The following is a 14,952-nucleotide window of genomic DNA, read 5'->3' as shown; positions in this document are numbered from 1 at the left end:
CCCTACTGCCCTACTGCCCTACTGCCCTACTGCCCTACTGCCCTACTGCCCTACTGCCCTACTGCCCTACTGCCCTACTGCCCTACTGCCCTACTGCCCTACTCGCCGGATACCCGTTGGCATGCGGCGGCACTGCCTTGAGATAGGCGGCGATCGCCGCGCGGTCCTCGGGCGTCAGCTGCGCCATGTTCTTCTGCACGTCCACCATCGTGCCGCCGACCGAATCGAAATCCGGCGTGAAGCCGCTTTCCAGGAAATAGGCGATGTCGCTCTGCGACCAGTCTGCGATGCCGCCTTCGCCGCCGGTGACGTTGGGTACGACACCTTCGCCTTCGGCCGCGACGGCGCCGGCCAGCCACTGCTCCTTCAGCAGCCCGCCGAAGGAGTCGCGCGGCGTGTGACACTCGCCGCAGTGGCCCGGCCCCTCGACGAGATAGCGGCCGCGTTCGACCGGCTCCGCCGCGCCGTCCGGCAGAGCGACCACCGGCTCGCTGCCGAGATATGCGCGTTTCCACAAACCCAGGCCGCGGCGAAAACTGTAGGGAAAGCCGAGGCTATGCCCGGCGGCCTTGCCCGGAACAGCCGGCAGCGTCTCCAGGAAGGCATGGAGATCGGCAATGTCGGCGGGCTGCATGCGCGCGTAGGACGTATAGGGAAAGGCCGGATAGTAATGCGCGCCATCCGGCGAGACGCCCTTCAGCATGGCATCGGCGAGGTCGGCGGACGACCATGCGCCGATGCCGTCGGCCGGGTCCTGCGAGATGTTGGGGGCGATGAAGGTGCCGAAGGCGGTCTTCAACCGGACGCCGCCTGCAAGCTCCAGACGCGCATCCCCTTCCGAGCCGGGCTTCGCATGGCATGAAGCACAGCCACCCGCCCAGAACATGCGTTCGCCGCGCGCTGCATCACCCGTGCCCAACCCGGCCAGGGTCGCTGCGTCGAGCCGCTCCGGTCGCGTCAGCAGCCAGAATGCGCCGGCAGCGGCAACGGCGAACGCAACGACACCGACGGCAAGCCTGGAAAACATCGGCATTGCGCAGCGGGCCGGGCGCTGCCTAACCCTTCTTCACCCGGAACGCCTCATGGCAGGAGGAGCAGTTCTGGCCGATGCCGCCGAGCGTCGCCCTGACGCCGGCGACATCGGCCGGCGGGGCGGCGACCGCGGCCGCTGCGTTGGCCTTGAACTTGTCGACCTCCGCCTGGAAGCCTGCCAGGTCTTCCCAGATCTTCGGCGATGCGGTGGTGTCGCCCTTGTCGGTGCCGGCCGGAAACAACGTCGCCACGTCGAGCTTCTGGGCGTCCTCGTTGAGGGTCGTCAGGGCGGCCAGCACGGCGGCAGCGTCGAAGGGCTGCTCTCCCTTGGCGATGGCGGCAAGCTGCCCGGCGGCCTTGCCGTTCGCCTTCATCAGGGCTTTGCGATCGGCGATCGGATCGGCCTGGACGGCCGTGGCGGCGAGCACGAGCAGTGAGACGGCGACGAGCAGTTTCTTCATGGATGATCCTTGGGTTGCGGATGGCTGCCTGAGGAGGTCAACGACGAGGTTGCACCAGTTCTTGCGACGCGCAACTTCACGGTTGTGTGAAGACAAGCCGGGGACGATCTTCCGACCGCCTCGGGGGATCAGCCTTCGATGGCGCCAGCCGGCCAGATGCGGCAGCATTCGGCTCGAAATGCCGCCACGGCGCCGGTCGCCACGGCCAAGTCCATCTGCAGTGCCGCAGCAGCCTCGCGCAGTCTTCCATCTTTGCATAGTCGTTGACCACCCAGACCGCCTTCCGCTCGATGTCGGCACCGTAAGCGTGCATGGCCTTTTCCAAGGACTCCGCGGGAATACGGCCATGGGCTTCGACCAGCCTGCCGAGGTCGACTGCGTCCCGATAGGCAGCGGAGCGATCCATGCATCGATCGGCATTGGCCAGCAGCTTTTCAGCGAACATGTCCACCAAGCCAAGGACAGGCACGCCAAGCCTGTCGTCAAGGGCTCCGCTGAGTGTGATGCGGGCTTCGCGGATGATCTCGAACTTGATCGGCTGCCCCGCCTGTTCGAGAAACATGCGGATGCCATAGGCATCCGCTCGCGGCTCACGGACGCTCACAACGTCCTCGCCGAAGAGCTTCCTCGTGCCGCCGCCCACGACAGAGTTCCTGATTTCCCTGTAGCCGTTCGTGTCGGCGCAGAGAATCGACATCGAGCGACCGCCGATACTCGCCATAAAGAAGCACCACGGCTGTTCCGCCGCCGAACCAGCAGCGGGTTTCGGTCAACATCCGGTGATTCATGCGCCGCAGCATTGCAGCGATGATTTGGTGTTCTCGTCGAACAAATTGCATGGCGTTATCCGCTCCGCCTATCCGAAGCACGATAGCCGCAGGTGCCATTCCGCGGAAGCGGAGTTATCTCAGCTTGAAGCCGTTGCCATACACCCGTGCAAGCTCGTCGATGAGGTCGGCCTCGCGCTCGGTCAGATGGTTCTCGTCGACAAACCGCCAGTTCCGCTCATATAGCGCAAAGGTCTCGTCGGCTGCGATCGGCCGCAGCGGATCCCTGTTCCAGACGAGCCGCTTCAGCTCGGGGAAATCGGCCGGAACGATCTGCTTGCCGAAATGTACCGTCATGACGGTGCTTATAGCACGAAAGCGCACCTGCACGATGGAGGCTCTTCCCCGCGGGCCGGCGCGACTGCCCGCCTCCTTCAAACGCCAGACCCCGCGCAAGCACGGGGTCTGCAGATTCGGTCGGCACCTGTCGGACCGGCAGGCCTTTGACGGTGCCGGCAGGTCGATCTCACTCGGCCTTTTCGTAGAGCTCGAGCACGTAGTCCCAGTTGATCAGGCTGTCGACGAACGCCTCCAGATATTTCGGGCGGGCGTTGCGGTAGTCGATGTAGTAGGAATGCTCCCACACGTCGACGCCGAGGATCGGCGTGGCGCCGTGGACCAGCGGGTTTTCGCCGTTCGGCGTCTTGGAGATGGCGAGCTTGCCGTCCTTGACCGAGAGCCAGGCCCAGCCGGAGCCGAACTGCGTCGTGCCGGCGGCAATGAAGTCCGCCTTGAACTTGTCGTAGCCGCCGAGATCGCTGTCGACCGCCTTCTGCAGCGCGCCCGGCAGCTTGTTGCCGCCGCCGCCCTTCTTCATCCACTTCCAGAAGTGGATGTGGTTGTAGTGCTGGCCGGCATTGTTGAACAGGCCGGCATTCTTGCCGAACGACTGTTTTACGATCTCTTCCAGCGAGAGGTTCTCCATGCCGGCCTCGGCGGCCAGCTTGTTGCCGTTGTCGACATAGGCCTTGTGGTGCTTGTCATGATGGTATTCGAGCGTCTCCTTCGACATGAAGGGCTGGAGCGCCTCATAATCGTAAGGCAAAGCGGGCAGTTCGAAAGCCATGTCAGTACTCCCTCGTTGGCTAGAAGCCGGCACTTGTCGGGCCGGCGAAAGACAGGTCGCAGCGCACGGGAAACTCCGCCGCTTCGCGTCGGTTCCCTTCTAGCGGCTCAAGCCGCGGAAGTCGAATGCGCCCACTCCCAATAGAGCTCGCGCGCCTTGCGCGCCACCGGGCCGGGCTGCAGCTCACGATCCTCGATGCGCGTGACGGGTACCACCTTGGAGTGGTTGCCGGTCGAGAATATCTCGTCGGCTTCGAGGAAATCCCGCACCGTCAGCGTCGCTTCGGTGGTGCGGAAGCCGTAATCGCCCAACAGGCCGATGGTGCGCGAGCGGGTGATGCCGGACAGGAAGGTGCGGTTCGGCGCCGGCGTGTAGATATGCCCGTCCTTGACCAGGAAGATGTTCGACGAGCCGGTCTCGGCGACATTGCCCAGCATGTCGAGCACGAGCGCGTTGTCGAAGCCGCGCTTGCGCGCCTCCAGGATGGCCCGGCCGTTGTTGGGATAGAGACAGCCCGCCTTGGCGTCGGTCGGCATGGACTCGATCGTCGGCCTGCGGAACGGCGAGACGGTGAGCGAGAAGCCCGACGGCGGGATCATCGGCGCTTCGTATAGGCAGAGACAGAAACGGGTGGACTCGGGATCGGCCGGCACACCCATGTAGCCGCCGTGCTCGGCCCAATACATAGGCCGGATGTAGATCGCGGTTTTGCCGTCGAACTTCTTCAGCCCGTCCCAGGTCAGCCCGACGATCTCGTCGGCGCCCATGGTCGGCTTCAGCCCGAGGCTGATGGCGGAGGCGTTGACCCGCGCCGCATGGCGGTCGAGGTCGGGCGCCACGCCCTCGAACCAGCGGGCGCCGTCGAACACCGTCGAAGCCAGCCAGAAGGCATGCGAGCGCGGCCCGATCAGGGCGACGTTGCCGTCATGCCAGTCGCCGTCGACATAGGTCCAGGTGGTAGTCTGCGCGGGTGTCGCCAAACTCATCGAAGCGCCTCCGATCGGGCCGACATGGAAAGCCGCTTTGCGCGGCGAGGTCAACCGGGCGTCTGGCCAAAACAGTGGGCCAGCTTGGATTCCTGGTGGAAACAGCAAGCTGCCCGGTCTGACCGAAGGAAGGCACGACATGCGCGGCTCCTCGCCGCGCAGTGCCTCTGCACATAAGGATGGCTGCTTCGCGGTAAGGCAGTGCCATCGTGAAAGCGGCGGCGTTCCGACTACTTGCCCGTGGAGCTAATTGCCAGCAGAACCGCCGGGTGCGTCGGCAGTCCGCCTGGGCCGGCGGACGGCTCTTACCTTCCCGCTCGTTGCGCCACCGCAGAAGAACCGGTCGCCGCCGTCGGATTCCAGACCCGACACGGCCATCCCGGCCGGCATGGCGAGTTCCTCGAGAACGTCGCCGGTTTCAGGGTCGATCCGCCTCAGCTCGCTCGCCTCGTCTTCCCAGGTCGCGTGCCAGAGTTCGCCGTCCACCCAAGTCACTCCGGTGACGAACCGATCGGTGTCGATGGTGCGCAGGACCCTCCCCGTCTGCGGATCGATCTGATGGATCTTGCGATCCCGATACTGTCCCACCCACAGAGACCCTTCGGCCCATGCGAGCCCCGAATCGCCGCCGCCTCCGGGCGCCGGTATCGTGGCGAGCACGCGGCCGCTCTGCGGATCGATCTTCTGGATGCGGTCCTCGGCGATCTGGAACAGGTGACGGCCGTCGAAGGCGGTTCCCGCATGCGCGGCGACATCGATCGACCGCACCGCTTCTCCGCTCGCGGGATCCACGGCATTGAGCCTGTCTCCGGACGCAAACCAGACGTGCCGGCCGTCGAAGGTGAGCCCGTGCACCTTATCGGCGCCCGGAAAAGGTCCGTATTCACGAAGCACCTCGGCTGCGGATCGTTTCATGGCCATTTCTCCACTTGGTGGCGAAGATTATTAGTCTCCCGGCAGCGGACCTGGGAGTAACAAGGCTGGCGGGAATCCCGGGACCGACGCGGCCACCCAGCGGCGCGCCCGCCCGTGGCCGAAGGACTGCACCTTGCCCGCTGCAGCAAGCAGTTCCAGACCGCGCTGCACGGTGCGGGGACTGGCGCCAAGCGCCATCGCCAGAGACGAGCTCGACCAGGCCTCACCGTCCGCCAGCAGGGCGAGCACCGCCGCGTGCTTCTCGTCGGCCGGCGGGGCCAGCACGACGAGCCGGCGCCCGCCGTGCGGATCGAGCGCAAAGCCGCGCTTGGTCGCGCCGACGTCCGCCAGGGACCGCAGCTCCGCCCGCAGCCGCCCGACTTCCACGCGCAAGCGAGCGCGATGCGATTCATCGGCATGCTTGCCCCCGAAAGCCCTCGCGACAAGCGCGCTCCTCGGCATGTCGGCCGGCCAGGCTTCCGCCATTGCGCGCGCCAGCGCGAACAGGACGGGACGCGTCGCCAGCGAGACCGTCCGCTCTTCGCAACGAACGAGGTTGCGACACGCATCGACGACCAGCACCTGCGACGACAGCAGCGTTTCGACCTGCTCCAGCAGCAGCAGGCGCTGCTCGCCACCGGCAATCAGGCGGGCCGCGGGCGTCGTCATCGCCAATGAGGCGCGTTCGACCTCCGCCGACAATGCCGGGATGGCCGCCTCGCGCGCCGCCCGCCCGGCCCGGCTCAGCGCGCCGCGCGCCGCGCGGGCCTGCAGGCGCCGTATGGCAATTCCCGCGATGACGAGTTCATGGGCGGCTCGCAGGGCGGGCGGGAGCGACGTGGGATCGAGCCCTGCAAGCATCCGTTCCGCCTCATCCAGACGACCGATGAGGAGCAGGCGCCGCGCCTCGATATGCCGGGCATGCGCGGCATTCACGCGGTCGCCATGTGCTTCGAGCGCCGTTCGTGCCGCCTCGAGCGCCTTCTCGGGCCAGCCCAGGTCCCGCGAGACGAGTGCGATCTCGGCCTCGGCGACCATGCATCTGGCGCGCGCCACGACTTCCTTTGGCCCGAAAGCCCGCCCCGCTCTCCGGAGCAGGGCCTTTGCGCGAACGAGATCGCCGAGCTGCGCCATGGCGATGCCCCGCAGGGCCAGCGCTGGCGCATCGTCACGCAGGGCAACCCGCTTCAACGCGCCCAGCGGATCACCTGCCGCCAGCGCACGTGCCGCAGCGGTGATCAGCGAGTCCATGGCAATCCGGTCACGCTGTCACCTCACCATTCTCAGGCCGGCCTGGCCTTTCTCGCGACGACCGGTAGTCATGCCGGAACGACCAAGCCGGTACCAGAGGGAGAATCGCATTGGCTGACATCCACACAGGGTCCGACCTCCAATCGTATCGCCCGGCGCCGCCGGACGCGTGGAGGCCGAAATCGAGCCGTCATACCAACAAGTGCTTGCTTTTGCGGGTCTATTGCCCAACGTAGAGGCGATGCGACACGCTGCCTATGTCTTCGACGCCTACGGCACACTCTTCGATGTGCATGCCGCCGTTCGCCGCCTCGCGGAGCGGGTTGGCCCCGATGCGCAGCGGCTTTCCGACATCTGGCGCGCAAAGCAGCTCGAATATTCCTGGGTGCGCACGCTGATGGGCGCCTACCAGGATTTCTGGGCGCTCACCGAGCAGTCGCTGGATTTTGCCATGGCGGCGGTCAGGCTGGACGATCCGGCTCTGCGCGCCGACCTGCTTGCCGCCTATTGGACGCTCGACTGCTATCCGGAGGTTCCGCACGTCCTCCGGACGCTGAAGGCGTCCGGCGCACGGCTGGCTATCCTCTCGAACGGGTCTCCGGACATGCTGGCGGCGGCAGTCAGGTCGGCTGCGCTCGAAAATGTGATCGACGCGGTTTTTTCCGTCGATCCGGTCCGCCGCTTCAAGACCGACCCCGCCGTCTACGACCTGGTGACCACCGGCTGGCGCCTCTATCCCGACGCGGTGTCGTTCCAGTCGTCGAACCGCTGGGACATCGCCGGAGCCGGCAAATTCGGCTTCCGCACCGTCTGGATCAACCGCAATGCCCAGCCAGACGAGTATCCCGACCTGCCGCCGCATCTGATCCTGCCGTCGCTGGAAGGATTGCTGACGGCCTGAGACTCATTGTCCTGTGGCGGGCATGCCACATGGCCGGGCAGTCACATCTCCGCCACCGTTCCTCCGCCATCGCGCCGGAATTGCAACCTTAACCCTCCAGCAGCCGCCGGCGCCGGGATGCAACCTGGCGTTTACCTGTTGTTGCCGACTGGCCGGCACTGTCCGGCCGCACAAACCGAAAGAACCGAAAGAAAAGAATGCCTGACGATCTGCCTTCCAGCCCGCTCATGTCGCGGCGCCGCTTCCTCGGCGCTGCCGCAGCCGGTGCCGCCTCCCTCACCCTCTCAGCCTGCGCGACCACCCAGCCCTATCCGGACTTCGCCGGGCCGGCCACGCCGACCCGGCCGGACAAGCCGTCGCTTGCCGGCTACGAGGCGATGTACGCCTCGGTCGTCGACGAGGGTTATGAAATCCCTGCCATTCCGCTGAAGAAGGTCGATCCGCGCTTCCTGCGCCAGATCGTCGACGATCCGACCGGCGAGCGGCCCGGCACGATCGTCGTCGACACCTCGACCCATTACCTCTACCTCGTCCGGGAGAACAGCAAGGCGCTGCGCTACGGCGTCGGGCTCGGCCGCGCCGGTTTCGACTGGTCGGGACGCGCTGTCATGCAGTGGAAGCGGAAATGGCCGAAATGGACGCCACCCGAGGCGATGATCGGCCGTCAGCCGGAACTCGAGCGCTACAGTGCCGCCAATGGCGGCATGGCACCCGGCCTCAACAACCCGCTCGGCGCCCGCGCGCTTTACATCTTCCAGAACGGCCAGGACACGCTCTATCGCATCCACGGCTCGCCGGAATGGTGGTCGATCGGCAAGTCGGTCTCGTCCGGCTGCGTGCGCCTGATGAACCAGGACATCATCGACCTCTACGACCGCGTGCCGGGCAAGTCGCCGATCCTCGTCACGTCAGGCATCGGCGTCGCCTGAGGGGACCGGCAAACGGATTGACTCCTGGACGTCCACGCTTACCAGCCGGGCGTCATGCTCCTTCCCGAAGGGTGCGCGCCGCCGATATCTGCCGCACGCACCCTGCTCTCCAAGGCCCTGACCGAAGCGGGCAACACGCTCAGAGCGGAATCGTCGGAGAAAGGCAGGCCGAGGCGTGTAGCGGCAATGGCCGCGCAAGCTCTTGCTTGATCCATGTCACGCGTTCTCTTGCGGGGGTCGCGACGCTCGTCGCTGGAGACCCATGCCTTGTGCAGGGCGAACACGCGCGGATCAAGACAGGCAAGCGGTGCGGGATAGCCGTCTTCACCGATCGCGATCGCTTCGAATCTGGGAGCGTTGACAAGCCAACCCAAGCCGCTGATCGGTGAACCGTGAATCTCCTCTTGCAGATCGGAAAGGGCATCGCGCTCTTCGTCGCGCATAACATCCCGGGACTCCGGCCGAATCAGATCGACAAAATAGCCATCCCGATTGGCAGCCCGAAAGCTTCCCTTGCGAACCGGTGAGAAGGAGTGATCGAGCCTCCTCAAGATACCCAGCAGTCCTATTTCTCTCACTTGCCGACCCACAAGAGAGAGACGCCGGCGGGAATCGAACAACAAGTCGACGTCGCCGGTCGCAAGCAACTCCGCAGCCAGCCTGACTCCGGCTCGGGCCTCGTAGGCGAACAATGCGTTCGTGCCGACGACGAACAGTTGATGGCCAAGAAGGTCCCGCTCGTCGAGATCGCGCAAAATTCTGGCGGCGGTAACCGGAACACGTCCAAGGCCCATTGCCTTGTTGACAGGGGCCATCTGATCCAACCGGAGCGCGAGCCCCGACAGCCGGTCGCCGTTTCTTTCGCGGCCGCCGACAAACCGCTCGAACGCTTCCTGCGTTTCGGCGCTGACCGGGCCGAGGGAACGCTCCCGCGAGCCCACTTTGCGCAACAGGTATCGTCTGCCGCCGCGGTTCACCCAGCGCATACTACCGGAAAAGCGGCGGCGCCGCTCGACATTCGCTTCCCGCCACGCCTCGAATATTTCGACCGTGTCGATCAGTTGCCGCTGTTGGTCGCCTCTAAGCTCGGTAAAGAACATTTTCCACTCTTGCGACCGAAAATCGTCTCAATGGTGGAAAATATCAAAAATTCAGCCAGATAGCCAGTGGTCCGCTACCGCCGCTTGGTCAGGCTGCCCAAAATGCCGCGCACCAGGGCGCGACCGACCTGCGAGCCTACCGAGCGCACGACCGACTTGATCGCCGCCTCGGCCACGGTCTGGCGATTCGACGGCCGCGGTGCCGGTGCCTGCCGCTGGCGCGGCGCCGGCTGGTAGCGGTCGGACGGCGCCGGCTGCTGCCCGCCGCCGAAATCCGGCAGCGTCCAGCGCGATCCGCCCGCCTGCGTGGACTGTTCTTCGGGTTCGATCTGCTGCCGCTGTTGAGCCTTCTTCTGCAGCACCTCGAAAGCGGATTCCCGGTCGATCGCCTGGTCGTATTGGCCGGCGACCGGGCTTTCCGAGATAAGCTTCTTGCGCTCTTCGGCCGTCACCGGGCCGAGCCGCGAGGCCGGCGGGCGGATGAGCGTCCGCTGCACCATCGACGGCACGCCCTTCTCCTCCAGCGTCGAGACCAGCGCCTCGCCGGTGCCGAGGTTGGTGATCGCCGTGGCGCAGTCGAAATCCGGATTCGGCCGGAACGTATCGGCGGCGGTGCGCACCGCCTTCTGCTCGCGTGGCGTATAGGCGCGCAATGCATGCTGCACCCGATTGCCGAGCTGGGCCAGCACCGTCTCGGGCACGTCCAGCGGGTTCTGGGTGATGAAATAGATGCCGACGCCCTTGGAACGGATCAGCCGCACCACCTGCTCCACCCTGTCGACGAGGATCTTCGGCGCCTCGTCGAACAGCAGATGCGCCTCGTCGAAGAAAAAGACGAGCTTCGGCTTGTCCGGGTCGCCCACCTCCGGAAGCTGCTCGAACAGCTCGGACATCAACCACAGCAGGAAGGTCGCGTAGAGCCGCGGGTTCATCATCAGCTTGTCGGCGGCGAGCACGTTGATGGCGCCGCGGCCGTCGCGTGTGGTGCGCATGATGTCGGCGATGCGCAGCGCCGGCTCGCCGAAGAAATGGTTGGCGCCCTGCTGCTCGAGCACGAGCAGCGTGCGCTGGATCGCCCCGACCGACGGCTTCGTCACATTGCCGTAGCGCCGCGAGATCTCGTCGGCGCGCTCGGCGATGTTGGTCAGCAGCGCCTGCAGGTCCTTCATGTCGAGGAGCAGCATGCCCTCCTCGTCGGCGATGCGGAAGGCGATGTTGAGGATGCCTTCCTGCGCCTCAGTCAGGTTCATCAAGCGCGACAGCAGCAGCGGTCCCATCTCCGACACGGTCGCACGGATGGGATGGCCCTGCTCGCCGAACAGGTCCCAGAAGATCACAGGGAATTCCTGGAACTCGTAGGGGTCGAGCTTCACGGCTTCGGCGCGCTTGACCAGAAAATCCTTCGGCTCGCCCATCATGGCGATGCCCGAGAGGTCGCCCTTGATGTCGGCGCAGAACACCGGGATGCCGGCATTGGAGAAGCCTTCGGCGATGATCTGCAAGGTTACCGTCTTGCCGGTGCCGGTCGCGCCCGTCACAAGACCGTGACGATTGCCGTATTTCAACAGCAGCTCTTCCGGCCGCTGGTACGAATCGTCCGGCTTGCGGCTGGCACCGAGGAAGATGCTGGTGGGATCGGCCATGAACTCTGCTCCCGGTCGTTCCGACGGATGGTTCGAAAATGACATCCGGCGGTTAGCCAATGGTATAGAGGCGCGCCAGCCGTGCTACAATGGGAGCGAAAGTGAAAGTGCAGGCGCGGGCTTGCGCTTGGAGTTCGTGTTTGGCAATCGGTACTTGACCCCTTCGGGTTCCGTCGATGCCGACCGGATACCCGCTTCGCCCGTGTCCCGAGTGGAGGAGTAACGAAGATGGACGTCGATCGACTGATCAGCGAATCCGCCTTCCCGGAGGCCGACCGGACGCGATGGCTGGCACTGGTGGAAAAGGCGCTTGCAGGCGCCGCCTTCGATGACGTGATGGTGGGGCGCAGCGACGACGGCATCGCGCTCGACCCGCTGGCGGCGCGGCGCGGCGACGCTGTGCCGCTGTCGCGCCGCAAGCCCGCCTCGTCCTGGCTCATCGTGCAGCGCTGCGACGACACCGATCCGAAGCGCGCCAACCGCCAGGCGCTGGAGGACATCGGCAACGGCGCGACCGGCCTTGCCCTGGTGTTCGAGGGCGCGCCCAACGCCTTCGGCTATGGCCTTCCGGACGAGGCCGACACGCTGGAGCGGGTGCTCGACGGCGTGCAGCTCGACAAGGTGCATCTCAGGATCGACGCGCATCCGTCGAGCCGCGCCATGGCCGACCGCCTCGTCGCCTTCCTGACCAGGCGCCGCGCCGATCCGGCGAAGCTCGGCATCTCCTTCGGCATCGATTCGGCCGCCACCTTCGCCGGCACCGGCCGGCTGCGCATGTCGATCGAGGCGCTGCAGGCTTCAATGCCGCAGTCGCTGGCGCATTTCTTCGCCATGGGCGTTCCCGGCATCCTGCTCGAGGCCGATGGCCGCGTCTATCACAACGCAGGGGCAACCGAAGCGCAGGAACTCGGCGCCATGCTCGCCGGCGCCGTCGCTCATCTCAGGCTGTTCCAGGACGCCCGCCAGGCGCTGGTCTACGCGGCGCCCTATATCGGCTTCGCGCTTTGCGTCGACCAGGACCAGTTCCTGTCGATCGCCAAGATTCGGGCATTGCGACTGTTGTGGCAGCGCGCACAGGAAGTGGTATCGATCAAGCCGTCGCGGGCGGTGATCCATGCCGAAACCTCCTATCGCATGGCGACGGCGCTCGACCCCGAGACCAACATCCTGCGCTCGACGCTGGCCGCCTTCGCCGCCGGTGTCGGCGGCGCCGATTCGATCTCGGTGCTGCCCCACACCATCGCGCATGGATTGCCGGAGGCCTTCGCACGGCGGGTCGCGCGCAACACGCAACTGGTGCTCGCCGCCGAAAGCCATGTCGACTTCGTCGCCGATCCGGTCGCCGGCTCGGGCAGCGTGGAGGCCTTGACCGAGGCGCTTGCCGAAGCGGGCTGGACGGAATTCCAACGCATCGAAAAGGAAGGCGGCCTGCTGCGCAGCCTGGCGGCCGGTCAGCTCCAGACGCGTGTCATGGAAGCGCGGGACCGCCGCGCCGCCGACTACAGGTCCGGAAAACGCGGCATCGTCGGCACGACGCTGTTCCCGATAAAGATCGAGTTGCCGATCGAGACGCTTTCCGCCGACCGGCGGCCGCTGCCGACCGACGGCACGGTATTCTGCCCGAGGCTGGAATCGGCCCGCATCGACGAGTTGATCGGCGCAAAGGCATGATACCCGACTTTTCGAGCATCGGCTGGCAGCGGCCGGCTACCCTCGCCCCTGCCCGCGACAGAGCGCTCTGGGAAACGCCGGAAGGCCTGGTGATCAAGCGCTTCTACGGCGAAACCGACCTCGCCGACCTCGAGACGCTCGACACGTTCCCGGGCATCGCCCCGTTCATCCGCGGCCCCTACCCGACCATGTACGTCCAGCAGCCCTGGACGATCCGCCAATATGCCGGCTTCTCGACGGCCGAGGAGTCCAACGCCTTCTACCGCCGCAATCTCGCCGCCGGCCAGAAAGGCCTGTCGGTTGCCTTCGATCTCGCCACCCACCGCGGCTACGACAGCGACCATCCGCGCGTCGCCGGCGATGTCGGCATGGCCGGCGTGGCGATCGATTCCATCCTCGACATGCGCCAGCTCTTCGACCAGATCCCGCTTGGCGAGATGACCGTGTCGATGACCATGAACGGCGCGGTGCTGCCGGTCATGGCGCTCTACATCGTGGCGGCCGAGGAACAGGGCGTCGCCCAGAAGGATCTTGCCGGCACCATCCAGAACGACATTCTGAAGGAGTTCATGGTCCGCAACACCTACATCTATCCGCCGAAACCCTCGATGCGGATCGTGTCGGACATCTTTTCCTACACCTCGGCCAACATGCCGAAGTTCAACTCCATCTCGATCTCCGGCTACCACATGCAGGAGGCCGGGGCGACCGCCGACCTGGAGCTCGCCTACACCATCGCCGATGGCATCGAATATGCGCGCGCAGGCGTCGCCGCCGGGCTCGACATCGACAAATTCGCGCCGCGCCTGTCCTTCTTCTGGGCGATCGGCATGAATTTTTTCATGGAAGTCGCCAAGATGCGGGCGGCGCGGCTGATCTGGGCGGCGCTGATGCAGAAGAATTTCGCTCCAAAAGACCAGCGCTCCCTGTCCCTGCGCACCCACTGCCAGACCTCGGGCTGGTCGCTGACGGCGCAGGACCCCTACAACAACATCATGCGCACCATGATCGAGGCGATGGCGGCGACGCAGGGCCACACACAGTCGCTGCACACCAACTCCTTCGACGAGGCGCTGGCCCTGCCGACCGACCATTCGGCGCGCATCGCCCGCAACACACAGCTCATCCTGCAGAAGGAATCCGGCACCACCCGCTTCATCGACCCGTGGGGCGGCTCGGCCTTCGTCGAACGGCTGACGCATGATCTCGCCAACAAGGCGCTCGCGCACATCGCCGAGGTGGAATCCCTCGGCGGCATGGCGGCGGCCGTGGAAAAGGGCATCCCCAAGCTGCGCATCGAGGAGGCGGCGGCCCGCACGCAGGCGCGCATCGATTCCGGCGAGCAGCTTCTGGTCGGCGTCAATGCCTTCCGCCCCGAGAAGGATATCGCGGTCAACGTGCTCAAGATCGACAATGCCGAGGTGCGGGCGCGGCAATTGTCGAAACTGCAGCAGCTCAAGGGCACGCGCGACGTCGCCGCCGTCGAGACCGCGCTCGACCAGCTCACCGCCGCAGCGCGCGAAAACGGCAACCTGCTCGACTTCGCCATCAAGGCGGCTCGGGCGAAAGCGACGGTCGGAGAGATTTCACTGGCGCTGGAAAAGGCGTTCGGCCGCCATGTCGCGGAGGTACAGACCATCTCCGGCGTCTACCGCGAGGCGATCGGCGAGAATGCCGTCGTCGACCGCATCCAGGAAAAGGTTTTGGCCTTCGAGAAGGCCACCGGCGCCAGACCGCGCATCCTCGTCGCCAAGATGGGCCAGGACGGGCACGACCGCGGCCAGAAGGTGATCGCCACCGCCTTCGCCGATCTCGGCTTCGACGTCACCGTCGGCTCGATGTTCCAGACGCCGGAAGAGATCGCAAAACTGGCCGCCGAGCACGACGTGCATATCGTCGGCGCCTCGTCGCTCGCCGCCGGCCACCTCACCCTCATCCCCGAGCTCAAGGCGGCGCTGAAAAAGCTCGGCCGCGACGACATCCTCGTCGTCGCCGGCGGCGTCATTCCGCCTCAGGACTTCGATGCCGTCCGCCAGGCCGGCGCCACGGAAATCTTTCCGCCGGGAACGGTGATCCCGGAGGCCGCGGAGCGCCTGCTCGACAGACTGGCGACCTGAGCCGAACACGGCGGGCACCGTCGACCACCGTGCCTGCCGTCTCGTAGTGTTGC

The 14,952-nt window shown here is 65.9% G+C and carries 14 protein-coding genes; 4 read left to right on the top strand and 10 right to left on the bottom strand.

The genetic code is table 11. The features are described from left to right. Window positions 1-82: 82 nt before the first annotated feature. The 8 genes from C7I84_RS24500 to C7I84_RS24465 form a co-directional block, all read right to left on the bottom strand. Entirely contained in the window at window positions 83-1,033 is a 951-nt protein-coding gene (locus tag C7I84_RS24500; RefSeq protein WP_106774845.1) for a c-type cytochrome, read from the bottom strand. 22 nt (window positions 1,034-1,055) lie between these two features. After that, a complete protein-coding gene (locus C7I84_RS24495; protein WP_106774844.1) occupies window positions 1,056-1,493 on the bottom strand; it encodes a c-type cytochrome in 438 nt (145 codons plus the stop codon). A gap of 76 nt (window positions 1,494-1,569) precedes the next feature. Beyond that, on the bottom strand, window positions 1,570-2,190 hold the full coding sequence (locus C7I84_RS24490) for a nucleotidyl transferase AbiEii/AbiGii toxin family protein (RefSeq protein WP_245428592.1): 621 nt from the start codon (window positions 2,188-2,190) through the stop codon (window positions 1,570-1,572). A 205-nt stretch (window positions 2,191-2,395) separates the two neighbouring features. After that, on the bottom strand, window positions 2,396-2,617 hold the full coding sequence (locus C7I84_RS24485) for a hypothetical protein (protein WP_106774843.1): 222 nt from the start codon (window positions 2,615-2,617) through the stop codon (window positions 2,396-2,398). A gap of 169 nt (window positions 2,618-2,786) precedes the next feature. Continuing rightward, window positions 2,787-3,386 (bottom strand): superoxide dismutase, encoded by a 600-nt coding sequence (locus tag C7I84_RS24480; protein ID WP_106774842.1) that lies wholly within the window; start codon window positions 3,384-3,386, stop codon window positions 2,787-2,789. A 107-nt stretch (window positions 3,387-3,493) separates the two neighbouring features. Continuing rightward, the gene (locus tag C7I84_RS24475; RefSeq protein WP_106774852.1) at window positions 3,494-4,372 is read right to left on the bottom strand and encodes a branched-chain amino acid aminotransferase; all 879 of its coding nucleotides are present in this window, start codon (window positions 4,370-4,372) and stop codon (window positions 3,494-3,496) included. Between the two features lie 246 nt (window positions 4,373-4,618). Further along, a complete protein-coding gene (locus tag C7I84_RS24470; protein ID WP_106774851.1) occupies window positions 4,619-5,287 on the bottom strand; it encodes a Vgb family protein in 669 nt (222 codons plus the stop codon). A 30-nt stretch (window positions 5,288-5,317) separates the two neighbouring features. After that, window positions 5,318-6,538 (bottom strand): helix-turn-helix domain-containing protein, encoded by a 1,221-nt coding sequence (locus C7I84_RS24465; RefSeq protein WP_106774841.1) that lies wholly within the window; start codon window positions 6,536-6,538, stop codon window positions 5,318-5,320. 241 nt (window positions 6,539-6,779) lie between these two features. Here C7I84_RS24465 and C7I84_RS24460 point away from each other — a divergent pair, with 241 nt between their 5' ends. Both C7I84_RS24460 and C7I84_RS24455 read left to right on the top strand, forming a co-directional pair. Beyond that, window positions 6,780-7,439 (top strand): haloacid dehalogenase type II, encoded by a 660-nt coding sequence (locus C7I84_RS24460; protein WP_106774840.1) that lies wholly within the window; start codon window positions 6,780-6,782, stop codon window positions 7,437-7,439. 197 nt (window positions 7,440-7,636) lie between these two features. Continuing rightward, entirely contained in the window at window positions 7,637-8,368 is a 732-nt protein-coding gene (locus C7I84_RS24455) for a L,D-transpeptidase (protein ID WP_106774839.1), read from the top strand. Window positions 8,369-8,406: 38 nt separating this feature from the next. On the opposite strand, the gene C7I84_RS24450 is transcribed toward C7I84_RS24455, so the two are convergent. Together C7I84_RS24450 and C7I84_RS24445 are read right to left on the bottom strand one after the other, a co-directional pair. Then, complete coding sequence (locus tag C7I84_RS24450) at window positions 8,407-9,468, bottom strand: GSU2403 family nucleotidyltransferase fold protein (RefSeq protein WP_106774838.1); 1,062 nt, start codon at window positions 9,466-9,468, stop codon at window positions 8,407-8,409. A 74-nt stretch (window positions 9,469-9,542) separates the two neighbouring features. Next, window positions 9,543-11,111: a helicase HerA-like C-terminal domain-containing protein gene (locus tag C7I84_RS24445; protein ID WP_106774837.1), complete on the bottom strand. Its 1,569-nt coding sequence runs from the start codon at window positions 11,109-11,111 to the stop codon at window positions 9,543-9,545. Between the two features lie 228 nt (window positions 11,112-11,339). On the opposite strand from C7I84_RS24445, the gene C7I84_RS24440 reads away from it, so the two are divergent. Both C7I84_RS24440 and scpA read left to right on the top strand, forming a co-directional pair. Continuing rightward, window positions 11,340-12,782 carry a methylmalonyl-CoA mutase family protein gene (locus C7I84_RS24440; RefSeq protein ID WP_106774836.1) on the top strand — a complete coding sequence of 481 codons (1,443 nt, stop codon included), beginning with the start codon at window positions 11,340-11,342 and terminating at the stop codon, window positions 12,780-12,782. Then, entirely contained in the window at window positions 12,779-14,899 is a 2,121-nt protein-coding gene (gene scpA / locus C7I84_RS24435) for a methylmalonyl-CoA mutase (RefSeq protein WP_106774835.1), read from the top strand. The genes C7I84_RS24440 and scpA overlap by 4 nt, the downstream gene beginning before the upstream one ends. Window positions 14,900-14,952 lie beyond the last annotated feature (53 nt).

Origin of the sequence: Kumtagia ephedrae (assembly GCF_003012745.1) — a bacterium.
In the GTDB taxonomy this organism is placed as follows: domain Bacteria; phylum Pseudomonadota; class Alphaproteobacteria; order Rhizobiales; family Rhizobiaceae; genus Kumtagia; species Kumtagia ephedrae.
Note: the sequence above shows the minus strand (reverse complement) of the source record. Positions and strands in the feature narration are given on the sequence as shown.